The 23,798-nt window shown below is 60.7% G+C and carries 20 protein-coding genes and 2 pseudogenes; 11 read left to right on the top strand and 11 right to left on the bottom strand.

Annotated features, from left to right (window positions below):
* Positions 1–96: 96 nt before the first annotated feature.
* The 3 genes from BZ163_RS16030 to BZ163_RS16020 all read right to left on the bottom strand — a co-directional run bounded on the left by BZ163_RS16030 (position 97) and on the right by BZ163_RS16020 (position 3,239).
* Complete coding sequence (locus BZ163_RS16030; RefSeq protein WP_128871724.1) at positions 97–1,710, bottom strand: NAD(P)/FAD-dependent oxidoreductase; 1,614 nt, start codon at positions 1,708–1,710, stop codon at positions 97–99.
* Positions 1,711–1,805: 95 nt separating this feature from the next.
* Positions 1,806–2,471, bottom strand: a complete 666-nt coding sequence (locus BZ163_RS16025) for a COG3650 family protein (RefSeq protein WP_128871723.1) — start codon at positions 2,469–2,471, stop codon at positions 1,806–1,808.
* Between the two features lie 168 nt (positions 2,472–2,639).
* Complete coding sequence (locus BZ163_RS16020; RefSeq protein ID WP_128871722.1) at positions 2,640–3,239, bottom strand: short chain dehydrogenase; 600 nt, start codon at positions 3,237–3,239, stop codon at positions 2,640–2,642.
* 105 nt (positions 3,240–3,344) lie between these two features.
* Between BZ163_RS16020 and BZ163_RS16015 the strand changes: the two genes are divergently transcribed.
* The gene (locus BZ163_RS16015; RefSeq protein ID WP_128871721.1) at positions 3,345–4,253 is read left to right on the top strand and encodes a LysR family transcriptional regulator; all 909 of its coding nucleotides are present in this window, start codon (positions 3,345–3,347) and stop codon (positions 4,251–4,253) included.
* 179 nt (positions 4,254–4,432) lie between these two features.
* Here BZ163_RS16015 and BZ163_RS16010 read toward each other — a convergent pair whose 3' ends face one another.
* From BZ163_RS16010 to BZ163_RS15990, 5 genes are all read right to left on the bottom strand, one after another.
* Positions 4,433–5,134, bottom strand: coding sequence for an ABC transporter ATP-binding protein (locus tag BZ163_RS16010; protein WP_128871720.1), 702 nt, complete (start codon positions 5,132–5,134; stop codon positions 4,433–4,435).
* A complete protein-coding gene (livG, locus tag BZ163_RS16005; protein WP_128871719.1) occupies positions 5,135–5,902 on the bottom strand; it encodes a high-affinity branched-chain amino acid ABC transporter ATP-binding protein LivG in 768 nt (255 codons plus the stop codon).
* Positions 5,899–7,155, bottom strand: coding sequence for a high-affinity branched-chain amino acid ABC transporter permease LivM (locus tag BZ163_RS16000; RefSeq protein WP_128871718.1), 1,257 nt, complete (start codon positions 7,153–7,155; stop codon positions 5,899–5,901). Before BZ163_RS16000 ends, livG begins: the two co-directional genes overlap by 4 nt.
* Positions 7,152–8,075, bottom strand: a complete 924-nt coding sequence (gene livH / locus BZ163_RS15995; protein WP_128871717.1) for a high-affinity branched-chain amino acid ABC transporter permease LivH — start codon at positions 8,073–8,075, stop codon at positions 7,152–7,154. The genes BZ163_RS16000 and livH overlap by 4 nt, the downstream gene beginning before the upstream one ends.
* 232 nt (positions 8,076–8,307) lie before the next feature.
* The gene (locus BZ163_RS15990; protein WP_128871716.1) at positions 8,308–9,435 is read right to left on the bottom strand and encodes a branched-chain amino acid ABC transporter substrate-binding protein; all 1,128 of its coding nucleotides are present in this window, start codon (positions 9,433–9,435) and stop codon (positions 8,308–8,310) included.
* 339 nt (positions 9,436–9,774) lie between these two features.
* Between BZ163_RS15990 and BZ163_RS15985 the strand changes: the two genes are divergently transcribed.
* The 3 genes and pseudogenes from BZ163_RS15985 to BZ163_RS15975 all read left to right on the top strand — a co-directional run bounded on the left by BZ163_RS15985 (position 9,775) and on the right by BZ163_RS15975 (position 12,740).
* Positions 9,775–10,080, top strand: a complete 306-nt coding sequence (locus BZ163_RS15985; RefSeq protein ID WP_128871715.1) for a DUF2288 domain-containing protein — start codon at positions 9,775–9,777, stop codon at positions 10,078–10,080.
* 234 nt (positions 10,081–10,314) lie between these two features.
* Positions 10,315–11,207, top strand: a pseudogene (locus BZ163_RS15980) (NAD(P)-dependent oxidoreductase).
* Positions 11,208–11,390: 183 nt separating this feature from the next.
* Positions 11,391–12,740, top strand: a complete 1,350-nt coding sequence (locus tag BZ163_RS15975) for an MFS transporter (protein WP_128871714.1) — start codon at positions 11,391–11,393, stop codon at positions 12,738–12,740.
* 180 nt (positions 12,741–12,920) lie between these two features.
* On the opposite strand, the gene rapA is transcribed toward BZ163_RS15975, so the two are convergent.
* The gene (gene rapA, locus BZ163_RS15970; RefSeq protein WP_128871713.1) at positions 12,921–15,767 is read right to left on the bottom strand and encodes an RNA polymerase-associated protein RapA; all 2,847 of its coding nucleotides are present in this window, start codon (positions 15,765–15,767) and stop codon (positions 12,921–12,923) included.
* A gap of 217 nt (positions 15,768–15,984) precedes the next feature.
* Between rapA and BZ163_RS15965 the strand changes: the two genes are divergently transcribed.
* The 3 genes from BZ163_RS15965 to ccoM all read left to right on the top strand — a co-directional run bounded on the left by BZ163_RS15965 (position 15,985) and on the right by ccoM (position 16,817).
* On the top strand, positions 15,985–16,326 hold the full coding sequence (locus BZ163_RS15965) for an aspartate-semialdehyde dehydrogenase (protein ID WP_128871712.1): 342 nt from the start codon (positions 15,985–15,987) through the stop codon (positions 16,324–16,326).
* Between the two features lie 72 nt (positions 16,327–16,398).
* Positions 16,399–16,560, top strand: a complete 162-nt coding sequence (locus tag BZ163_RS34855) for a hypothetical protein (RefSeq protein ID WP_007906621.1) — start codon at positions 16,399–16,401, stop codon at positions 16,558–16,560.
* A 143-nt stretch (positions 16,561–16,703) separates the two neighbouring features.
* Positions 16,704–16,817 (top strand): cytochrome c oxidase subunit CcoM, encoded by a 114-nt coding sequence (gene ccoM / locus BZ163_RS36255; RefSeq protein WP_275938805.1) that lies wholly within the window; start codon positions 16,704–16,706, stop codon positions 16,815–16,817.
* 175 nt (positions 16,818–16,992) lie between these two features.
* Here ccoM and BZ163_RS15960 read toward each other — a convergent pair whose 3' ends face one another.
* Together BZ163_RS15960 and BZ163_RS15955 are read right to left on the bottom strand one after the other, a co-directional pair.
* Positions 16,993–18,468 carry an inorganic phosphate transporter gene (locus BZ163_RS15960; RefSeq protein WP_128871711.1) on the bottom strand — a complete coding sequence of 492 codons (1,476 nt, stop codon included), beginning with the start codon at positions 18,466–18,468 and terminating at the stop codon, positions 16,993–16,995.
* A gap of 379 nt (positions 18,469–18,847) precedes the next feature.
* On the bottom strand, positions 18,848–19,048 hold the full coding sequence (locus tag BZ163_RS15955; protein ID WP_064676198.1) for a hypothetical protein: 201 nt from the start codon (positions 19,046–19,048) through the stop codon (positions 18,848–18,850).
* A 668-nt stretch (positions 19,049–19,716) separates the two neighbouring features.
* Between BZ163_RS15955 and pcaR the strand changes: the two genes are divergently transcribed.
* From pcaR to pcaF, 4 genes and pseudogenes are all read left to right on the top strand, one after another.
* The gene (gene pcaR, locus BZ163_RS15950; protein WP_128871710.1) at positions 19,717–20,559 is read left to right on the top strand and encodes a pca regulon transcriptional regulator PcaR; all 843 of its coding nucleotides are present in this window, start codon (positions 19,717–19,719) and stop codon (positions 20,557–20,559) included.
* A 383-nt stretch (positions 20,560–20,942) separates the two neighbouring features.
* Positions 20,943–21,800: a CoA transferase subunit A gene (locus tag BZ163_RS15945; RefSeq protein ID WP_074874180.1), complete on the top strand. Its 858-nt coding sequence runs from the start codon at positions 20,943–20,945 to the stop codon at positions 21,798–21,800.
* Positions 21,800–22,578: pseudogene (locus BZ163_RS15940) on the top strand (CoA-transferase subunit beta). Before BZ163_RS15945 ends, BZ163_RS15940 begins: the two are co-directional and overlap by 1 nt.
* On the top strand, positions 22,575–23,780 hold the full coding sequence (pcaF, locus tag BZ163_RS15935) for a 3-oxoadipyl-CoA thiolase (RefSeq protein WP_178110484.1): 1,206 nt from the start codon (positions 22,575–22,577) through the stop codon (positions 23,778–23,780). The pseudogene BZ163_RS15940 and the gene pcaF overlap by 4 nt, the downstream one beginning before the upstream one ends.
* Positions 23,781–23,798 lie beyond the last annotated feature (18 nt).

Genomic DNA, 23,798 nt, shown 5'->3' with positions numbered 1-23,798 from the left:
CTCGCGATGGACGTTAACGATAACGCGTATTTTCTGAATAAACGCGTCGCCCTTGAGACCATCGCGAGCAAGCTCGCTCCTACAGGGGGGCCGGGGTTAGGCCTCGAGGCCGAGGATATCCCGCGCTACCGCTTCCGCAATCCGAATCCCATCGACACCCGCCGACAAAATCCCGCCCGCATAACCCGCGCCTTCACCCGCCGGAAACAGGCCTTTCACGTTCAGGCTCTGCATCGACTCGTTCCGGGTAATCCGCAGCGGCGACGAGGTGCGCGTTTCGATCCCGGTCAACACCGCGTCGTGCAGCGAGTAACCACGGATCTGCTTCTCGAACGCCGGCAAGGCTTCGCGGATGGCTTCGATGGCAAACGCCGGCAACGCCAGCGCCAGGTCACCCAAGGCAACCCCCGGCTTGTAGGACGGTTCGACACTGCCCAACTCGGTGGACGGCTTGCCGGCAATGAAGTCGCCGACCAGTTGCGCCGGCGCTTCGTAGTTGCTGCCGCCCAGCACAAAGGCATGGGATTCCAGACGCTCCTGCAGCTCGATCCCGGCCAGCGGGCCACCCGGATAATCGACTTCCGGGGTGATGCCGACAACGATCCCGGAGTTGGCGTTGCGCTCGTTGCGCGAGTACTGGCTCATGCCGTTGGTGACCACGCGCCCCGGCTCGGAGGTCGCCGCCACCACGGTGCCGCCCGGGCACATGCAGAAGCTGTAGACCGAACGTCCATTGCTGGCGTGGTGCACCAGTTTGTAGTCGGCGGCCCCGAGTTTCGGGTGGCCGGCGTACTTGCCCAGGCGCGCGCGGTCGATCAGCGACTGTGGGTGTTCGATGCGGAAACCCACCGAGAACGGCTTGGCTTCCATGAACACACCACGGGCGTGAAGCATGCGGAAAGTGTCCCGGGCGCTGTGGCCGAGCGCCAGAATCACATGTTTCGAATGGATCTGCTCGCCGCCGTTGAGTTCGACGCCGACCAGTTGGCCATCCTCGATCAAGACGTCAGTCACTCGCTGCTGGAAGCGCACTTCGCCGCCGAGGGCGCGAATTTGCTCACGCATGTTTTCCACGACACCGGTCAGACGGAACGTACCGATATGCGGTTTGCTGACGTAGAGGATTTCGTCCGGCGCACCGGCCTTGACGAACTCGTGCAGGACTTTGCGCCCGATGAACTTCGGATCCTTGATCTGGCTGTAGAGCTTGCCATCGGAGAACGTCCCCGCGCCGCCCTCGCCGAACTGCACGTTGGACTCGGGGTTGAGCACGCTCTTGCGCCACAGGCCCCAGGTATCCTTGGTGCGCTGGCGCACTTCGGTGCCGCGCTCGAGGATAATCGGCTTGAAGCCCATTTGCGCGAGCAACAGCCCGGCAAAAATCCCGCACGGACCGAAGCCTACGACAATCGGGCGCTGCTGCAGATCAGCCGGCGCCTGGCCCACCGGTTTGTAGCTGACATCCGGCGCCACGTTGACGTTACGGTCATCGGCGAACGTGTGCAGCACCGCCGCCTCATCGCGAACGTTGAGGTCGATGGTGTAGATGAAGCACAGTTCGGAGGACTTTTTGCGCGCATCGTAGCTGCGCTTGAACAAGGTGTAATCGAGCAGGTCATCACTGGCGATCCCCAGGCGCTGCACGATGGCAGGGCGCAGGTCTTCATCGGGATGGTCGATCGGCAGCTTGAGTTCGGTGATTCGTAACATGACGGGATCCGGTTCGCGGGGCGCACAACTGCGCCAAGGCGTATGAAACCGGTGATTATAAGCCCCAAAGGCGCATTCCAGTGAGGCTTAAACGATCAGTCGTCCCGGGATCCGCCGAAATACCCGCAGCCGCGCTGAACCTGGCCATTGATGCGCAGTTCCGCGCTCATGTGCTGGACGCTGCCGGTCTTGCTGTCGACGCAACGTTGCGGCGCGACCCACAGCTCGATGTGCTGCTTATTGGCTTCGGTGCTGAGGTTGAAGCGGCCATCGCCCAGTTGCTCTTCAACGTACGGCACCGCCAATGGCGGCTGACCGGCGCGGTCGATGATCATGCCTTTGGCGCTGACTTTAACGTTCCATTCGGGACCGTGGCCGGCAGCACGCAGGATCAACTTTTTGAAGTCGGGATCGTCACAGGCGGTGCCCGAACGCTCGACGCGGTACAGCTGCTGCAGATCGAGTCGGTTATTGGCGCCATCGGCAACGATCCGGCCACGCACGTCGGCGAACAACTTGCCCCTGGCATCGGCCAGCGTGGCGGCCTCTTGCAGGACGCTGGTGCCGCCGGTGTCGTTGACCACGTAACTGCGCTGCTCATTGCACGGCTGGAACAACAGCTTGCCGTCGGCCGCCGTCAACTGGCCCTGCATGCGGGTTTGTCCCGCGGAGGAGGTGCTTTCACGCGATCCATCGAGCAACTGGCACGCGGCGAACAGAGGAAGCAGGGCAACAAGGACTAAGGAACGGGCGACACGCATCTTTGGTTCTCCAGACAAGTGCCGCCACGTTACTCAGCCTGACCGTTCATCACAACCCCGCCGGCTTTTGATTTGGGTGCGCCGATCATTCTGTAGGAGCCGGCTTGCTGGCGATGGCGATCTGAGGGCGCCATCGCGAGCAAGCCGGCTCCTACAGATTGTGCTGGTCTAGCCGACGTGAAAGGTCTGACCGGTTTGCAGGCCTTCTACGCTTTTGGCGTAGGCCAGTGCCACCTCTGCCGCCGGAACCGGCTTGTAACCGCGGAAGTACGGCGCGTACTTGTCCATGGCTTCGAGCAATACGTTGGGGCTCACCGAGTTGACGCGCAGTCCGCGGGGCAACTCGATCGCGGCGGCACGGACGAAGCTGTCGAGAGCGCCATTGACCAGGGCTGCCGAGGCGCCGCTGCGAATCGGGTCATGGCTGAGCACGCCGGTGGTGAACGTGAACGACGCGCCATCGTTGGCGAATTCGCGGCCGATCAGCAGCAGGTTGACCTGCCCCATCAATTTATCCTTCAGGCCCAGGGCAAAGCTGTCTTCGCTCATTTCGCTCAAGGGGGCGAAGGTCACGTTTCCGGCGGCGCACACCAGTGCATCGAACTTGCCGGTTTGCTCGAACAGTTGGCGAATCGAGGCGCTGTCGCTGATATCGACCTGTAGATCGCCGCTATTACGGCCGATGCGGATGATCTCGTGACGCTCGGACAGTTCTTTGTCGACGGCTGAACCGATAGTGCCGCCGGCGCCGATCAAAAGAATTTTCATGGTGCTGGTCCCCGAATGAGTTGAACGAGACCACAGTCTAGAGTGGTTTTTTCCATTGATAAGCGCGCTAATAGGCAACCTTTGGTTTTCAATTGGAAACAATCCATGAGCGAAATGGATGATCTGGCGGCGTTCGCGGTTTTGATCGAAGCGGGGAGTTTCACCCGGGCGGCGCAGCAACTGGGTTGCAGCAAGGGGCAGTTGTCCAAGCGCATCAGCCTGTTGGAATCGCGGTTTGGCGTGGTGCTGCTGCAACGGACGACGCGCCGCCTCAGTCTGACCGCGGCGGGCGCGGCATTGCTGCCACAAGCCCAGGCGCTCGTCGTCCAAGTGGAGCGGGCGCGTCAGGCGTTGGCGCGATTGAAGGACGATATGGCCGGCCCGGTGCGTATGACGGTTCCGGTATCGCTGGGGGAAACCTTCTTCGACGGCTTGTTGCTGGAGTTTTCTCACACCTATCCCGAAGTGCAAATCGAGCTCGACCTGAGCAATGACTATCGTGATCTGTCCCGCGACGGTTTCGATCTTGCGGTTCGCTCCGAGGTGGGCAATGACGAACGTCTGGTCGCCCGACCCCTGCTGGCCTGGCACGAGATGACCTGCGCGAGCCCGGGCTATCTCGAACAGTACGGCGAACCGTTGACGCCGCAAGCGCTCGCTGAACACCGCTGCCTGCTCAACAGTCATTACAGCGGCCGCGAAGAGTGGCTTTATCATCAGCAACATGAGTTATTGCGGGTTCGCGTGTCCGGCCCCTTCGCCAGCAACCATTACAGCCTGCTGAAGAAAGCGGCATTGGCCGGTGCCGGCATTGCGCGTTTGCCTTCCTATTTGCTGCAAACGGAATTGGCTGATGGCCGATTGCGCTGGCTCCTGCGCGATTATCAAACCCGCAGAATGCCGATGTATCTGGTGCATCCCTATCAGGGCGGGTTGCCCAAACGCACCCAGGTGCTGGCGGATTACTTGATCGACGGGTTCAAGCGCAGTGGCGAAGCGTTGGACCGGCTCTAACAACCCCCTGTAGGAGCCGGCTTGCCAGCGAACAGCGGTGGATCAGTCGACATCATCATTGGATGTGACGCCGCCTTCGCTGGCAAGCCAGCTCCTACAGGGGGTTCGCGGTGGTGTCGGAATAGGGGCGGGCATAAAAAAAACGGCCCGAAGGCCGTTTTTTTGGTTACCGCAAAGGCTCAACCACCCAGGTACGCTTCGCGCACTTTAGGATCGGTCAGCAACGCCTCGCCCGTGCCTTGCATCACCACCCGACCGTTTTCCAGAACGTACGCGCGATCGGCGATTTTCAACGCCTGGTTGGCGTTCTGCTCCACCAGGAACACCGTCACGCCATCCTTGCGCAGCTGTTCGATGATGTCGAAGATCTGCTGGATGATGATCGGCGCCAGACCCAGCGAAGGCTCGTCGAGCAGCAGCAGCTTGGGCTTGCTCATCAGCGCCCGGCCGATGGCGAGCATTTGCTGTTCGCCGCCGGACATGGTGCCGCCGCGCTGGGCAAAGCGTTCTTTCAGGCGTGGGAAAAGTCCGAGAACCTTGTCCATCTGTTCCTGATAGTCACTCTTGTTGGTGAAGAAACCGCCCATGGCGAGGTTTTCTTCCACGGTCAGGCGGGCAAACACCCGACGACCTTCCGGCACGACAGCGATGCTCTTGCGCATGATCTGCGCCGAGGTCTGCCCCACGAGCTCTTCGCCCATGTAGCGGATGCTGCCGCTGTGGGCCTGTGGCGAACCGCAGAGCGTCATCAGCAGGGTCGACTTGCCGGCACCGTTGGCACCGATCAGCGTCACGATTTCGCCCTGACGGATTTCCACGTTGACGCTGTGCAAGGCCTGGATCTTGCCGTAGAAGGTGGAAACGTTTTCGAATTGCAGCATTTACGCTTCCCCCAGGTAGGCTTTGATCACTTCAGGATTGTCGCGGATCTGTTCCGGCGTGCCGTCGGCCAGGGGAGTGCCCTGGTTGATCACGACGATGTGGTCGGAAATGCTCATGACCAGTTTCATGTCGTGTTCGATCAGCAGCACGGTGACGTTGTGCTCTTCACGCAGCATGCCGATCAGCGCTTTCAGGTCCTCGGTTTCCTTCGGGTTCAGGCCGGCGGCCGGTTCGTCGAGCATAAGGATCCGCGGGCGGGTCATCATGCAGCGAGCGATTTCCAGGCGACGTTGCTGACCGTAGGCCAGGGTGCCGGCCGGACGGTTGGCAAACGCCGTGAGGTTGACCTTGTCCAGCCAGTACTCGGCAAATTCCATGGCCTCGCGCTCGCTCTTGCGGAACCCCGGGGTTTTGAACAGGCCGGCCAGGAAGTTGGTGTTCAGGTGACGGTGCTGGGCGATCAACAGGTTCTCGACCGCCGTCATGTCCTTGAACAGCCGCACGTTCTGGAAGGTGCGCACCACGCCTTTGAGGGCGATCTTGTGGCCGGGCAAGCCTTCGATCGCCTGGCCGTCCAGCAGGATGCTGCCGCCACTCGGTTTGTAGAAACCGGTCAGGCAGTTGAAGACGGTGGTCTTGCCGGCGCCGTTAGGGCCGATCAGCGCCACCACCTGTTTTTCCTTCACGGTCAGGGCCACGCCATTGACCGCCAGCAAGCCGCCGAAGCGCATGCTCAGATTTTCGACTTTCAGGATCTCGCGGCTCATTTGCGCAGCTCCATGTGGGGACGTTGCATGGGCAGCAGGCCTTGAGGGCGCCAGATCATCATCAGCACCATCAAGGCGCCGAACATCAACATGCGGTACTCACTGAACTCACGCATCATTTCAGGCAACAGGATCATCACGACGGCGGCCAGGATCACGCCCAGCTGCGAGCCCATGCCACCCAATACCACGATGGCGAGAATGATCGCCGACTCGATGAAGGTGAAGGACTCCGGCGTTACCAGGCCCTGGCGCGCAGCGAAGAAGCTGCCGGCGAAACCGGCGAAGCTGGCGCCCAGGGTGAAGGCCGACAACTTGATGACCGTAGGATTGAGACCCAGCGCACGGCAGGCGATTTCATCTTCACGCAACGCTTCCCAGGCGCGACCCAGCGGCATGCGCAGCAGGCGGTTGATGACGAACAGCGCGGCCAGCGCGAGGAACAACGCAACCAGGTACAGGAAAATCACCTTGTTGATCGAGTTGTAGGCCAGGCCGAAGTACTCGTGGAAGGTCTGCATCCCTTCTGCCGCTTTACGCTCGAAGGTCAGGCCGAAGAACGTTGGCTTCTCGATGTTGCTGATGCCGTTCGGCCCCCCGGTGAGACCGGTCAGGTTACGCAGGAACAGACGGATGATTTCACCGAAACCCAGGGTCACGATCGCCAGGTAGTCACCGCGCAGGCGCAATACCGGGAAACCGAGCAGGAAGCCGAAGGTGGCCGCCATCAGGCCGGCGATCGGCAGGCAGATCCAGAAGCTCAGGCCGTAGTAGTGCGACAGCAACGCATAGCTGTAGGCGCCGACAGCGTAGAAGCCCACGTAACCCAGGTCGAGCAGGCCGGCCAGGCCGACCACGATGTTCAGGCCGAGGCCGAGCATCACGTAGATCAGCACCAGGGTGGCGATATCCACCGCCCCGCGAGAGCCGAAGAACGGCCAGACCAGGGCGCCGGCGATCAACGCGATGATGAACCAGCGCTGGGTGGTCGGCAGGGTCAGGAAGTGACTGGCCTTGGCCGGAATCAGCGGCATGCTTGGCGAGGAGCGCCAGGCCGAGCTGATCTGCTGGTCGAACAGCACCCGCAGGAACATCAATACCGAGCACACGGCGATGGTGATCAGCGTGGCGTCACTGGTGCCATGGACTTCGAGGTTGATGCCGACGATAGTCAGTTTCAGCCCCAGTACCGGATACGCCACAGCCCACACCAGCAAGGCGCTGAACAACGCCTGTTTAAGATTCCTAGTCATACTTTCTCAACCTCCGGACGGCCCAGCAGGCCGGTTGGCCGGAACAACAACACCAGAACCAGCAGGCCGAACGCCACGACGTCCTTGTACTGGTCGCCGAAGATATCGGCACCGAAAGCTTCCGCCACCCCCAGCACGATCCCGCCGAGCATCGCGCCGGGAATGCTGCCGATACCGCCCAGTACCGCGGCGGTGAAGGCCTTGAGGCCGACGAGGAAACCGGCGTTGGGGTTGATCACGCCGTATTGCATGCTCAACAGCACGGCCGCGATGGCCGCCAGTGCGGCACCGATGACGAAGGTCAGGGCGATGATGTTGTTGGTGTTGATGCCCAGGAGGTTGGCCATCTTGATGTCTTCGGCACAGGCGCGGCAGGCGCGACCCAGGCGAGAGCGGGAGATGAACATCGTCAGGCCGAGCATGGCGACGAAAGTCACCACGAACACCACGATTTGCATGTAGGAAATCAGCACTTCTTGTGCGCCACCTGGCCCGAAAGAAAAGTTGCCGGGGATCAGGTTGGGGATGGATTTGTCCTTGGAGTCTTGCGCCAGCAGAACCGTGTTCTGCAGGAAGATCGACATGCCGATGGCGGAAATCAGCGGGATCAGACGGTTGCTGCCGCGCAGGGGGCGGTAGGCGATCCGTTCGATGCTGTAGCCGTAGGCACTGGTGACGACGATGGTTGCGATGAAAGCGGCGGTCATCAACAGCGGAACACTGTCGAGTCCCATCATGGTCAGCCCGGCGATGGCGATGAACGCCACGTACGAACCGATCATGTACACCTCGCCGTGGGCGAAGTTGATCATTCCAATGATGCCGTAAACCATCGTATAGCCGATGGCGATCAGGGCATACGTGCTGCCAATGGTCAGACCATTAACCAGCTGTTGGAAAAAGTGATAGATGTCAGGCATTACAGCGCTCCTAAAAACCTGATACGCATTTCACTGGTGGAGTCATTTTCCCGCTCGAGCCCCATGGATCTGCACCCACTTCGAATTCGAGCTTGGCCAGCGAACCGCTGATGACGGTTTTGAGATTTTCAGGTGGGGAGACTGGCGGATCACGCCAGCGCGGCCCAATACGTTCGTAAAACAAAGCCCACGGCACGCCGTGGGCTTTGTTGGCAGTCAGTCAGGCAACGCCTTACTGAGGCTTGGCTTCAGTTTTTGGTTTGCCGAAGTGCCACTCGTAAACCACGAATTTGAAGTCTTTCAGGTCGCCCTTGTCGTCGAAGCTCAGGTCGCCGGTCGGCGTCTTGAAGGTGCCTTTGTGGATAGCTTCAGCCACTTTGGCCGTGTCTTCGGACTTGGCAGCCTTAATGGCGTCAGCGATGACGGTCACAGCCGAGTAGGACGGGAACACGAACGGACCGCTCGGGTCTTCCTTCTTGGCTTTGAACGCGTCAGCCAGGGCGATGTTGGCCGGATCCTGGTCGAAGGATTTCGGCAGGGTCACCAGCAGGCCTTCGGAAGCGTCCTTGGCGATCTGCGAAATCGAGTCGTTACCCACGCCTTCCGGACCCATGAACTTGGCTTTCAGGCCTTTTTCACTGGCTTGACGCAGGATCAGGCCCAGCTCCGGGTGGTAGCCGCCGTAGTAGACGAAGTCGACGTTGGCTTGCTTGAGCTTGGAGATCATCGACGAGAAGTCCTTGTCGCCGGCGTTGATGCCTTCGAACACGGCAACCTTGGTGCCTTTTTTCTCGAGGGTTTGTTTAACGGCGGTGGCGATGCCTTCACCGTATTGCTGTTTGTCGTGCAGAACAGCAACGATCTTCGGTTTTACGAAGTCGGCGATGTAGTTACCGGCGGCAGGGCCCTGGGCGCTGTCCAGGCCGATGGTGCGGAACACCATTTTGTAACCACGGGAAGTGATGTCCGGGCTGGTGGCAGCCGGGGTGATCATGATCACGCCTTCGTCTTCGTAGATGTCCGAAGCCGGTTGGGTGGAGCTGGAGCACAGGTGACCGACGACGAACTTGACGCCGTCGTTGACGACTTTGTTGGCCACTGCCACGGCTTGTTTCGGATCGCAGGCATCATCGTATTCAACGGCCTGGAGTTGCTTGCCGTCTACGCCGCCCTTGGCGTTGATCTGTTCGATGGCCATTTTTGCGCCACTGAATTGCATGTCGCCATACTGGGCTACAGGGCCGGTTTTAGGGCCGGCGATGCCGATCTTGATGGTGTCGGCTGCGAACGAATGGCTGGCCACCCCGGCCAGAACCATAGCGGCAAACAGTTTGGAAATCTGCTTAGTAGCCTTAGTCATAGTGCTCCACTCTTACTGTTGTAGTTTTTATAGTCCTGGCGCCGTAGCAGCAGAACCGGGTCAGATATCTTCGATACCCTCCGGAAATGCCCCCGGCAACTGTACCGGTACAGTGTAGAGCGCCGATTGTCAGCCTGGGAAGCTGGCGCCAGGGGGCAAAACCTGAGGGTGTCGCTTAATTGAAAGAAAAAGACAGAATCGCGGCGGGGGTTATAGCTGAAGTATCAGCAATCCTTGGCTTTCCTGCTGTTTTCGATCGGTCACTCATTTGCATCCGGGTTTTTCTGCCAGACCACCGACGTTATGATGACGACGACGATTTCTTTTCCGGATAGACCCATGACTCAAGAACCTAGCACCCTCTATGCCAAGCTGCTTGGTGAAACCGCATCTATTACCTGGAAGGAGCTGGAACCGTTCTTCGCCAAGGGTGCCCTGTTATGGGTCGATCCTGGCCTGGATTTGATCGTTGCCGCCGAGGCCGTGGCCACGGACGAGGGGGAGAAAGTGGCTGCCTGGCTGGCCGCCGACCAGCTCGCCAAGCTGTCTGAAACGCGGGCGCTGGATCTTTTCGAACGCGATCCCGAGCTGTGGGCAGTGGTCGTTTCGCCGTGGATTCTGATCCAGGAAAGGGCGACGAGCTGATAGTGCGCACATTATTGGTGCACTGCTTCGCCGGATAAAAGTGTGTAGGTGAGTAGCGTGATGGCATGTTGCCGTGAAGAAAGGCCACAGAAGGGTCTTGGCGAGGGTGACGTGCGCGTAACGGGAACAGTTTATTGCGCTGCCCTGGGGCTGCTTAATCGTTTCTGATTGTGAGCGAGACGATGGGTTTCGCGGCCAATATTTGACGGTCTTTAATCAAGAGGAAGCTAAATAATGTCAACCCTACCGCCGCTTGGATTTGCCGGGATTGGCCTGATGGGCTTGCCCCTGTGCCGACGCCTGCTGGCGGCGGGTTATCCGTTGACCGTGTGGAATCGCAATCCGGCCAAATGCGCGCCGCTGGTCGAGGCCGGCGCGCGACAGGTCGCCACGCCTGCCGAGTTGTGCCAGCACGCCGACGTGGTGATGTTATGCCTGGCGGACACTTCAGTCGTGCGCGAGGTGGTTTTTGGCGCGGCGGGGGTGGCGCAAGTGCGAAAAGCGGCCAACTGCTGGTGGATTTTTCCAGCCTGGAACCGGCCGCCACGCGGGAGATGGCGGCAGCGCTGGTCAGCCAGACCGGCATGAGCTGGCTGGACGCCCCAGTGTCCGGTGGCGTGGTCGGCGCGGAGGCCGGCAGCCTGGCGATCATGGTCGGCGGCGAAGCGGCGGATCTGGAGCGAGTTCGGCCGCTGCTGCTGAGCCTTGGTCAGCGCGTCACCCACATGGGCGCCGTCGGGGCAGGGCAGGTGACCAAGGCGTGCAATCAGATGATTGTCGCCTGCAATGCGCTGGTGATCGCCGAAGTGGTGGCGTTGGCCGAGCGTTCCGGCGTCGATGCCCGCCTGATCGCCGAGGCCCTGGCCGGCGGTTTCGCCGACTCCAGGCCCTTGCAGATACTCGCGCCGCAAATGGCCGAGAGTCGTTTCGAACCGGTCAAATGGCATGTTCGCACGTTGCTCAAGGACCTCGACGCCGCCGTGCAGTTTTCCCGTGAACAGGGCTCCGCCACGCCCATCAGCGGCTTGGCCGCGCAACTGATGCGCCTGCATGGGGGCCAGGGCTTTCTGGAAAAGGATCCGTCAACGCTGGTGCAGCTGTATCGCGAGCCAGGCTCGGAGGTCTGACTGCACTCAAGTGCTTGCGTTGGTTGATTTCGTTGCCTTTGGAAATAAATCGTTGCATGGGCCGCGCCTGCTGCCATGGGCAGGTATCAGCTTTACGAATAATTACAGACAGCTCCAGCGGGCCTGACTAGATTGCAGGCTCCGGGACAGTGATGTCCCAATAACAATAAAAGAGACGGACCCATGCAGAACTCGACCCAAGCGGCGAATGCCTGGCGCATTCTGTTCCTGCTGTTCCTGGCCAACCTGTTCAACTTCTTCGACCGCACCATTCCGGCCATCATCATCGAGCCGATCCGCATGGAATGGCACCTCAGCGACTTTCAGCTGGGGATCATCGGCACTGCATTCACCATCGTCTATGCCATCGCCGGCCTGCCGTTAGGGCGGATGGCCGATACCGGTTCGCGCAGCAAACTGATGGGCTGGGGCCTGGCGGCGTGGAGCGGGCTGACAGCCGTCAACGGCCTGGTGGGCAGCTTCTGGGGTTTCCTGATCGTGCGCATGGGCATCGGCATCGGCGAAGCCAGTTATGCGCCAGCGGCCAACTCGCTGATCGGCGACCTGTTCCCGGCCCACCGCCGTGCGCGAGCAATGGGCATTTTCATGCTCGGCCTGCCGCTGGGGCTGTTGCTCGCGTTCTTCACCATCGGCTGGATGGTCAAGGCGTTCGACAGCTGGCGTGCGCCATTCTTCATCGCGGCGGTGCCGGGGCTGATCCTGGCGGTCTTCATGTTCTTCATCAAGGAGCCCAAACGCGGCGCAGCGGAAAGCGTACAGGTCTCCCAGGAACGCGTGGACCGGCCAATCCGTCGCATACTGGCGGTCCCGACCTTCCTGTGGCTGGTGATGGCGGGGCTCTGTTTCAACTTCGCGACCTACGCCTGTAACTCGTTCCTGGTGCCGATGCTGCAACGCTATTTCCTGATGCCGCTGCAGGACGCCGCAGTGGCGACCGGGGTGATCGTCGGCGTCACCGGGTTGTTCGGCCTGACGCTGGGCGGCTGGGTCGCCGACAAGATCCACCAGCGCATCGCCAATGGTCGCCTGCTGTTTGCGGCCTTCAGCCTGATCATCTCGACGGTGTGCACGGGCTGGGCCCTGCATTCGGGGCGGATCGAGATCGGGGTGTTTGTGGCGGTGTTCAGTGTGGGCTGGTTGTTCGCCTATAACTTTTATACCTGCGTATACACCGCCATTCAGGACGTGGTCGAACCGCGCCTGCGGGCGACGGCCATGGCCCTGTTCTTTGCCGGGCTGTATCTGCTCGGCGGTGGATTGGGGCCGGTGGTAGTGGGGGCTCTGTCCGATCACTTTGCCCACGCCGCCATGCTCTCGGCCGGTGCCGAGCAGATGAGCGAGGCGTTCAAGGCGGTCGGCTTGCACGATGCGATGTACCTGATCCCGGTGGCGCTGTTCTTGACCATGGTGTTTCTGGTCCTGGCTTCGCGGTGTTTTGTGCGCGATGCCAAGCGGATGAAGGAAGGGTTGGTGGGGGTAACCGAGCCTGGGGTTTCTGCGGCGACTGCCTGATCGCCATGGCGGGCAAGCCCGCTCCCACAGTGTCCGTGTCGAGCACAAAATCCATGCACGCCACTGAACTTGTGGGAGCGGGCTTGCCCGAAGAGGTCATCAGCAACACCCTAACAATCAAGCAGACAAAAAAAGGCCCGCATCACTGCGGGCCTTCTTTTTCACCGGTGGAGCAGGGGCTTAACCTGCCACCAACACCCGGATCGCTTCCAGTCGCAACGCCGCCTTGTCCAGCATGGCCAAACCTTGCTCACGCTGTTTGCGCAGGGCAATCAGTTCGCTGTCGCGCACGGTCGGGTTGACCGCTTGCAACGCGGTCAGGCGCGCCAGTTCTTCGTCGGTATCGGCGGCCAGGCGCCGCTGTGCTTCGGCAACGCGCTCGGCGTGACGCGGGAAGATCTTCTCTTCGCCGGCGTTGATCCGTGGCGTCAGCTGGTCGCGCTGGGCCTGGATGAACTTGTTGGCGCTGGCGCGAGGCACGCTTTCCAGCTGGTCGTTCAGGGTTTCGAACGAGACCCGGGCCGACAGGTCGTTGCCATTGGCATCGAGCAGGCAGCGCAGGGCGGCTGGCGGCAGGTAACGGCCCAGTTGCAGCGAGCGCGGGGCAACCACTTCGCTGACATAGAGCAGTTCCAGCAACACGGTGCCAGGCTTGAGCGCCTTGTTCTTGATCAACGCCACGGCGGTGTTGCCCATGGAGCCGGACAGCACCAGGTCCATGCCGCCCTGCACCATCGGGTGTTCCCAGGTGATGAACTGCATGTCTTCGCGAGACAGCGCCTGGTTGCGGTCGTAGGTGATGGTGACGCCTTCGTCGTCGCCCAGCGGGAAGCTGGCGTCGAGCATTTTTTCGCTCGGCTTGAGGATCAGGGCGTTTTCCGAGTGGTCTTCGCTGTCGATACCGAAGGCGTCGAACAGGGTTTCCATATAAATCGGCAGGGTGAACTGATCATCTTGCTCGAGGATGTCCTCGACCAGCGCATCCCCTTCGCCAGCGCCGCCGGAGTTGAGCTCCAGCAAGCGGTCACGGCCGGTGTGCAGCTCGGCTTCCAGGCGCTCACGCTCGGCGCGGGCTTCGTCGATCAGGGCTTGCCACTCGCCATCGTCGGCATTTTCCAGTAGCGGCAGCAGGCGCGGGCCGAACTGGTGCTGCAAGGCGTTGCCGGTCGGGCAGGTGTTGAGGAAGGCGTTGAGTGCTTCGTGATACCACTGGAACAGCCGCTCTTGCGGGCTGGTTTCCAGGTACGGCACGTGCACTTCGATGATGTGCTTCTGGCCGATCCGGTCCAGACGGCCGATACGCTGTTCCAGCAAGTCCGGGTGGGAGGGCAGGTCGAACAGTACCAAGTGGTGCGAGAACTGGAAGTTGCGACCTTCACTGCCGATTTCCGAGCAGATCAGCACTTGCGCGCCAAATTCTTCGTCGGCGAAGTAGGCGGCGGCGCGGTCACGCTCGAGGATGTTCATGCCTTCATGGAACACCGTGGCCGGGATGCCGGAACGCACGCGCAGGGCGTCTTCCAGGTCCATGGCGGTTTCGGCGTGGGCGCAGATCACCAGCACTTTGGTGCGCTTGAGCATCTTCAGGGTGTCGATCAGCCATTCGACGCGCGGGTCGAATTTCCACCAGCGTTCTTCTTCGTTGGCGTCCGGCAGGGCCTGGAAGCTGACTTCCGGGTACAACTCGGCGTGATCGCCCAGCGGCAGTTCGAGGTATTCGTCCGGGCACGGCAACGGGTACGGGTGCAGCTTGCGTTCCGGGAAGCCCTGCACCGCGGCGCGGGTGTTGCGAAACAGCACGCGGCCGGTGCCGTGGCGGTCCAGCAGTTCGCGGACCAGGCGGGCGGCTGCTTCGGTGTCGCCATCGTTGACCGCGGTCAGCAGGGCTTCGCCTTCATTGCCGAGGAAGCCATGGATGGTCTTGTGCGCTTCGGGCGACAGGCGCCCTTTGTCCAGCAGTTCCTGAACGGCCTCGGCCACCGGGCGATAGTTTTCGCTCTCGGCGCGGAAGGCCTGCAGGTCATGGAAACGGTTCGGGTCGAGCAGGCGCAGACGGGCAAAGTGGCTGTCCTGGCCCAGTTGTTCCGGGGTTGCGGTCAGCAGCAATACGCCCGGGATCGTTTCGGCAAGCTGCTCGACCAGGGTGTACTCGGGGCTGGCCTTGTCTTCGTGCCACACCAGGTGGTGGGCCTCATCGACCACCATCAGGTCCCAGCCGGCGGCGAACAGCGCGTCCTGGGCCTTCTCGTCTTCCACCAGCCACTCCAGTGCAACCAGCGCGAGCTGGGTGTCTTCGAACGGGTTGGAGGCATCGCTTTCGATGAAGCGTTCTTCGTCGAACAGCGCGACTTGCAGGTTGAAGCGGCGACGCATCTCCACCAGCCACTGATGCTGCAGGTTTTCCGGCACCAGGATCAGCACGCGGTTGGCGCGACCCGAGAGCAGTTGGCGATGGATCACCAGGCCGGCTTCGATGGTCTTGCCCAGGCCCACTTCATCCGCCAGCAGTACCCGCGGCGCAATGCGGTCGGCAACTTCACGGGCGATGTGCAACTGGTGCGCGATCGGTTGCGCACGCACGCCGCCCAGGCCCCACAGCGCAGACTGCAATTGGCGGCTGGTGTGTTCCAGGGTGTGATAACGCAGGGAGAACCAGGGCAGCGGATCGATTTGCCCGGCAAACAGGCGGTCACTGGCCAGGCGGAACTGGATGAAGTTCGACAGTTGGGTTTCCGGCAGGGTGACCACTTCGTTCTGTGCATTGAGGCCGTGGTAGACCAGCAGGCCATCGACGTCGTCGACTTCCTGTACGGTCAGTTTCCAGCCTTCGAAGTGAGTGATCGAATCGCCCGGCGAAAACCGCACACGCGTGAGCGGCGCATTCCGTAGCGCGTACTGGCGAGTGTCGCCAGTGGCCGGATAGAGCACGGTCAACAAGCGGCCGTCCTGTGCCAGAACGGTGCCCAAACCCAGCTCGGCTTCGCTGTCACTGATCCAGCGTTGCCCCGGTTGATACTGCTGCGCCATGCTGCCTGACTCCCACCTTGAAAAAGCGGGCTATCTTAACGGAATGAGGGCTTGAGGGCCAAAGGACTCTCATAAAACTCACGGTATTTACCTTAGACTACCCAGACGAGGGGGCAGGCCGGGGCACCTATTCGTGCCAACCGGGTCACAGTTTGCGACCGATGGCTAAAGTCGCCATCTGCGCGGCCGACAGCCTGCTGACAGGAGACCCATCATTATGCTGCCACCGATGCTCCCCTTGAGTGCGGTTCCGATCACCTCACAGCTCGACCCGGTCCGCCCGCGTCCGGATATCCCGCCTGTGGCGGCGGTGCAGGAAAGCTCCAGCGAAAGCACGATCGACCTGCAGCAACACGACCCGGAAGAAGCGGCCTTTCAATTGCGCGAGGAACATCGTCGCAAGCAGGAGCGGGACAAGCGTCGTCGTGAAGCTGATGAAAGCGTCGAAGTGCACCTGGCGATTCCCGGTACCGAGCTCAACGCCGACGACACCGTGCCGGTCGCGCCGCTGATTGAGGGCGAGCCGCGTCAGGGTTTGTGGGTTGATATCAAGATTTGAGGCGATGGCTGTTCAGGGTTGTCGTCACACCGCATTATGATGACAAACCTGCCAAGCGATGTGCTGAACCCCATGAGCCAAGACGACAAACTGATCGACCTCAACACTGAACGCGCCAAGCGGGTTCATGACCTCAACGAAAAACGCCTGAACGAAGTGCGCCAGGCGTTTGAACAGGCCATGCCGTTGGGTAAGGCGAAGAAAAAGCCGAAAAACAAACCGAAAAAGCGTTGATGCCCCCTGCATCGGTTGATGCAGATCAATTTTTCCCCGCCTTTACGCCCAGTCTCGGGCGACATTGATCCCGGTCAATTTTCTCTTCTGCCTGATTGGTTACCTTAGCTCCATCGCAACAGGGCAACTGCAGGAGAGCCGTCATGTTTCTCGACAACGTGGTGATTGCCGGAGTGCTGACCGTCGGCCTCATGGTGGTGTTTTTCGCAGGGTTTGGATTTTTTATCTGGAAAGACTCGCATAAGCGCAAGCCGTAGGTCTTTGTGGATGTAATGAGCACGCAAGGCATTTTGGGCGACTTCGGTCGCCTTTTTTTTCGTCTGCGAAAGTCTATTTGAGGTACATGGATCCCACATTTTGATTGGCGGTGTCTGGAAGCAATAAAAAAGGCGCGAACCTCACGGAACGCGCCTTTTTTGTGCCGCTTCTGTATCAGCTGCCAAGTACCTTGGAAGCCAGCCAGAACAAGCCGGCCGACAGCGCCACCGTTGCCGGCAGGGTCAGGACCCATGCCAGCAGGATGGTTCTGACGGTGCCGCCTTGCAGGCCGCTTTTATTGGCGACCATGGTGCCGGCCACGCCCGAGGACAGGACGTGGGTGGTGGACACCGGCAGGCTGAAGATGTTGGCCATGCCGATCAGGCTCGCGGTAGTGATCTGGGCCGACATGCCTTGGGAGTAAGTCATGCCCTGCTTGCCGATCTTCTCGCCGATGGTCAATACCACACGTTTCCAGCCAACCATGGTACCCAGGCCGAGGGCCAGGGCAACCGCCAGAATCACCCAGAACGGCGCGTATTCGGTGGTGGTGGTCAGGTCTTTGCGCAACTTGTCCAGGTCAGCCTTTTCACGGGGAGCGAGGCCAGGCAACTTGCCGACCTTTTTCGCTGTGTCGTCAAGGCACAGCAGGTAGCGACGCACTTCGATGCGGCTTTCCGCCGGCAGCGAGTGATAGTCGGCTACACCCTTGAGGGTGCCGAGCAGGGCGGTGATGGTCGGTTCGGTCTGTTGCGGGTTGCAACGGAATTTCTCCGGCAGATCGCCTTCCACGCTTTTGCCCAGGGCCAGGTATTCACCCAGCGTATCGGCATTGCGCTTGTAGAATTGGCTCAGGTGCAAGGTCGCGTCGCGAGTCCGTTCGATCTGGTAGGTCGTGCTGCCCAGGTCGAGCACGAACTGCGCCGGGACGATACCGATCAACACCAGCATGATCAGGCCGATACCTTTCTGGCCATCGTTGGAACCGTGCACGAAGCTCACGGCCATCGCCGAAATCACCAGCACCAGGCGGTTCCAGAACGGCGGGTGCTTCTTGTCGTCGATCTTGCGGCGCTGTTCCGGGGTCTTGTGCATCTTCGACAGCGGACGCCACCATTTAAGGCCGATCAATATCAGGGCGGCGACCAGGAAGCCGGCCATCGGCGAGAACACCAGGGAAGCGCCAATGTCGATCGCTTTCTGCCAGTTCACGCCATCGGCCAACGGAATGTCGTTGATCAAGGCATTTGCCAGGCCGACACCGAGAATCGAACCGATCAGCGTGTGGGAACTGGAAGCGGGGATGCCGAAATACCAGGTGCCGAGGTTCCAGGTAATGGCGGCGGCAAGCAACGAGAACACCATGGCCAGCCCGTGACCGGTGTTCACATTGATCAACAGCTCTACCGGCAACAGGTGGACGATGGCGTAGGCCACGCCAACCCCGCCCAGCAGTACGCCGAGAAAGTTGAACACACCGGAAAAGAACACCGCCAGATGAGGCGGCATGGCTTTGGTGTAGATAACAGTGGCCACCGCGTTAGCGGTGTCATGAAAGCCGTTGATGAACTCGAAGGCGAGGACAAAGGCCAGGGCGAGCAAGAGGCTCACAAGCACCCAAGCATCCAGTCCGCTGAATAAATCGATCATGAAGGTTTTCTGACCCGGTCGTAAGGGGGCGCGATTATGCCAGAAAAGACTGGAAATCGATGCACTTGCTGCTCATCGGTAACATTCTTCAACGAATTAAATTGTAAAAATACCTTGGGCCCCCGTGTTTTGCCGGGTTTTACAAGTCATTGAATTGCTTTGGAAAGCCCGCAGGCACAAGGCATTCTCTCGTAATACCGAGAGGCTTCAACGCTTGTGTGAAATTTCTGAAAAGAGGGCCAGACATAAGCCATTTACCTCATCCGGTGGGAGAGGCAGCCGCTGCCCGCGGATAACGGGCGCGAAAAGGCAACATCTATACACCGCGCTTGTAACGGGTGCAGACACCAGGCCCTTGAAAGGAATCCGGCCGAGACTGTCACGGCTCTTCGGCTTTGAGTTCCTTTTCCATTTTCTGCAGTTCTTGAGTGAATGCCTGATCCTGAACGGTGGCGCGTTTACGCCAAGGCTTGCGTTCCGGTTCTGGCTGGGCGGCGTAGGTGGTGACTGCCCCGCCGTATACTTCCTTGTAGCGTTGTTCCTGGCGCTCAAGTTCCGCGCGCAGTTCGTCTTTCGTCACAGTGATACCTGATTGAGATGAGATTAATTCTGGTGAAACGCGCTGCATTGAACCTATTGGTCGCGCTCGCCGAAAAGACAAAACCCGCGAAGGCTTCGTTCCTGGGCATTTGCGATCAATACTTCCATGTTGCAGGCGGCCACGGCACCAGAGACAAATAGCTGACGTAGCATCAGATTCCTGTTCCAGCGAGCGCCAGGTTGTAACCTGTGAAATGAGCGTCTGGCGCTTGCTGCGGGCAGCGGCGATGGGACATCGCGCTACCGGGTGGCGAACTCAGGTGAAAACCGAGCACCACTGAACTGTATTATAGCGGTCGATTCGAAGAACACTATCGCCAACGCGTTAAAAGTGGTTCTCCATATGTGATTGTTTTGTTGTTCGCAACTTCAGGGCCAACTAGGACGCCCCACACAGCGGTGTCTTTCTGGCGCCATTAAGTCGGTCAAGTAAGGACAATTACATTTACCCTCTTATGCCTGTTCCGCGCAAGCGTGAATCGCCCAGGGAAGGTATCAATCCGCTGAGCTATCATCGGGTGCAGTGGCCACCAATTGCGATTATCGGCTGTGCGTTCGATAATCGCCCAGTGTTGGCCGCCATGGCTTGTGCAGGACGCCGGGAGCCGCTTGTAATAGTCGCTGATCCGTGTGGGAAAAGGACCTGATATGAACGATCAAATGCGCAATGCCTTCGCCTCCGTGGCCCCGCCAATCGTTGCGTCGCCGGCCAAGCGGATCCAGGCCATGACCGGTGACCCGGATTTCATGACGTCCCTGGCCCGTGGCCTGGCCGTGGTGCAAGCGTTCCAGGAGCGCAAACGGCACCTGACCATCGCTCAGATCAGCCATCGCACGGAAATTCCTCGCGCCGCGGTGCGACGTTGCCTGCACACCCTGATCAAGCTCGGCTACGCCACCACTGACGGTCGCACCTATTCGCTGCTGCCCAAAGTGCTGACCCTCGGCCATGCCTATGTGTCCTCGACCCCGTTGGCAGTGTCCGCCCAGCCCTATCTGGACCGCATGAGCGAGCAACTGCACGAGGCGTGCAACATGGCCACGCTGGAAGGCGATGACATCCTGTATATCGCCCGCTCCGCCACCACCCAGCGGCTGATTTCAGTTGATTTGTCGGTGGGCGGACGCCTGCCGGCCTATTGCACGTCCATGGGCCGGATTTTGCTCGCCGCCCTGGACGACACTACGTTGCGCGAGTACCTCGATCATGCGGAGTTGCAGGCCAAGACCAGTCGCACCTTGCATACCCCCGAGGCGTTGCTCGAATGCCTGCAGGAAGTGCGGCAGCAAGGTTGGTGCATCGTCGATCAGGAGCTCGAGCAAGGCCTGCGCTCGATTGCCGTTCCGGTGTACGACGCGTCCGGGCAAGTCGTGGCGGCCTTGAATGTCAGTACTCACGCCGGCCGGGTCAGCCGCAACGAGCTGGAACAGCGTTTCCTGCCGGGGCTGCTGAGCGCCAGCCGTGACCTCAGTGCACAGCTCTTCGCCTAAGTTGTTCGATAACCGCACACAGGTGTCGTTGTCGAATTGACGTTCCTTCCTCTGGATCACTAATGTCGCGGCAACGTCAGCCACCTCGAGGCAGGTGCTGGTGATTGCGCCGTAGCGGCGACTTCGGCGGTGGCCGCCTTCGCCAGCAAGCCGGTCTCGCTCCCACAATTGATCGCATTCCCCTGTGGGAGCGAACCGGCCCCTGGCGTTCCGACGAGCTTTTGGGATAGGTAGGCAGACAACAATCTGTGCGATAAACGAACACTCAGTCGATTATCGGATTGTTTGGCGAATTTCAGGGGCTTACTCTTCAGTCATTCCGGCGCTGCGCATCGCGCCTTTTTCTACCACTGTCGGTTCATAACAAAACGGGAGCCTGCCCCATGGCTGAAATCCTTTCGCTGCACGACGCGGTGAAGCAATTCGTTAACGACGGCGATACCGTCGCACTCGAAGGCTTCACCCACCTGATCCCTACCGCGGCGGGTCATGAAATCATTCGCCAGGGCAAGAAAGACCTGACCCTGGTGCGGATGACCCCTGACTTGATCTACGATCAATTGATCGGTGCCGGGTGTGCTCGCAAGCTGATCTTCTCCTGGGGTGGTAACCCGGGTGTCGGTTCGCTGCACCGTCTGCGCGATGCCGTCGAGAAGCAGTGGCCGCACGCGCTGGAAATCGAAGAACACAGCCACGCCGACCTGGCCAATGCCTACGTCGCTGGCGCTTCCGGGCTGCCTTTCGCTGTGCTGCGCGCCTACGCCGGCTCCGACCTGCCGAAGGTCAACCCGCTGATCAAGACCGTCACCTGCCCATTCACTGGCGAAGTGCTGGCAGCCGTACCGTCGGTACGTCCGGACATCACCGTGATTCATGCGCAGAAGGCCGACCGCAAAGGCAACGTGCTGCTGTGGGGCATCCTCGGCGTGCAAAAAGAAGCCGCGCTGGCGGCCAAGCGTTGCATCGTGACCGTCGAAGAAATCGTCGATGACCTTAATGCTCCGATGAACGCTTGCGTACTGCCGACTTGGGCCTTGAGCGCGGTCTGCCATGTCCCTGGCGGCGCACATCCGTCCTACGCTCACGGTTACAACGAGCGCGACAACCGTTTCTACCAGGCGTGGGACCCGATTGCCCGCGACCGTGAAACCTTCACCGCGTGGATCAACGAGTACATCCATGGCTGCGCTGACTTCAGCGAGTTCCAGGCCAAGCTGGCCGCTGCTTCGGAGGCGAAGTAATGACTTACACCACCAATGAAATGATGACCGTCGCCGCCGCCCGCCGTTTGAAGAACGGTTCGGTGTGTTTCGTCGGCATCGGCTTGCCGTCGAAAGCTGCCAACCTGGCACGTCTGACATCCTCGCCAGATGTAGTCCTTATCTACGAATCGGGTCCGATCGGTGCCAAGCCGAGCGTACTGCCGCTGTCGATCGGTGATGGCGAGCTGGCGGAAACCGCCGACACCGTAGTCCCGACCGGCGAGATTTTTCGCTACTGGCTACAGGGCGGGCGCATTGACGTCGGCTTCCTCGGCGCTGCGCAAGTCGACCGTTTCGGCAACATCAATACCACCGTGGTCGGCGACTACCACGCGCCGAAAGTCCGTCTGCCGGGTGCCGGTGGGGCGCCGGAGATCGCCGGTTCTGCCAAGAGCGTGTTGATCATCCTCAAGCAGTCGGCGCGTTCCTTCGTCGACAAGCTCGACTTCATCACCTCGGTCGGTCATGGCGAGGGCGGTGATTCACGCAAGCGTCTCGGTCTGCCGGGCGCCGGTCCGGTCGGCATCATTACCGACCTGTGCATCATGGAACCGGAAGCCGGCACCCATGAATTCGTGGTCACCGCGCTGCACCCCGGCGTGACCCGCGAGCAAGTGAGCGCTGCCACGGGTTGGCCGATCCGTTTTGCCGAACACGTTGAAAACACCGCCGAGCGACCGATGTCGAGCTCAAGGCACTGCGCGATCTGGAAGCCCGCACTGCCGCGGCCCACGGCCAAGCACCTGGAGAAGCGTGATGCGTGACGTTTATATCTGCGATGCGATTCGTACCCCCATCGGCCGTTTCGGCGGTGGCCTGTCGGCGGTTCGCGCCGACGACCTGGCTGCCGTGCCGATCAAGGCGCTGATGGAACGCAACCCGTCGGTGGACTGGACCGCGGTGGACGAGGTGTTCCTCGGTTGCGCCAACCAGGCCGGTGAAGACAACCGCAACGTGGCACGCATGGCGTTGCTGCTGGCGGGCCTGCCGGAAAGCATTCCGGGCGTGACCCTCAACCGCCTCTGCGCCTCGGGCATGGATGCCATCGGCACCGCATTCCGGGCCATTGCCAGCGGCGAGATGGAGCTGGCGATTGCCGGTGGCGTCGAGTCGATGTCCCGCGCACCGTTCGTGATGGGCAAGGCTGACGCGGCGTTCTCGCGCAACATGAAGCTGGAAGACACCACCATCGGCTGGCGTTTCATCAATCCGTTGATGAAAGCCCAGTACGGCGTGGATGCGATGCCGCAGACCGCCGACAACGTCGCCGATGACTACGAAATTTCCCGCGAGGATCAGGACGCGTTTGCACTGCGCAGCCAGCAAAAGACCGCCGCCGCGCAAGCTGCAGGATTTTTCGCCGAAGAGATCGTCGAAGTGCGCATTGCCCACAAGAAGGGTGAAACGGTCGTCAGCCAGGACGAGCATCCTCGCGCCGACACCACCTTGGAAACCCTGGCCAGGCTGAAGCCGGTCAACGGTTCCGACAAAACCGTGACCGCAGGCAACGCCTCGGGTGTGAACGACGGTGCCGCCGCGTTGATCCTGGCATCCGGCGACGCGGTGAAGAAGCACGGCCTGACGGCCCGCGCCAAAGTATTGGGCATGTCCAGCGCCGGCGTCGCCCCTCGGGTCATGGGCATCGGCCCGGTCCCGGCGGTGCGCAAACTGACCGAACGCCTGGGCCTGGCAGTCAGCGATTTCGACGTGATCGAACTCAACGAGGCCTTCGCCAGCCAGGGGCTGGCGGTGTTGCGCGAACTTGGGCTGGCGGACGACGCGGCTCAGGTCAACCCGAACGGGGGCGCCATTGCCCTGGGCCATCCGTTGGGCATGAGCGGTGCGCGCCTGGTGCTGACCGCGCTGCATCAGCTGGAAAAGACCGGTGGCAAGAAAGGCCTGGCAACCATGTGCGTCGGCGTCGGCCAGGGTCTGGCGTTGGCTATCGAGCGCGTCTGATACGTCGCCTGGATAATA

Origin of the sequence: Pseudomonas sp. VI4.1 (genome assembly GCF_002029345.1) — a bacterium.
Lineage (GTDB): Bacteria > Pseudomonadota > Gammaproteobacteria > Pseudomonadales > Pseudomonadaceae > Aquipseudomonas.
Note: the sequence above shows the minus strand (reverse complement) of the source record. Positions and strands in the feature narration are given on the sequence as shown.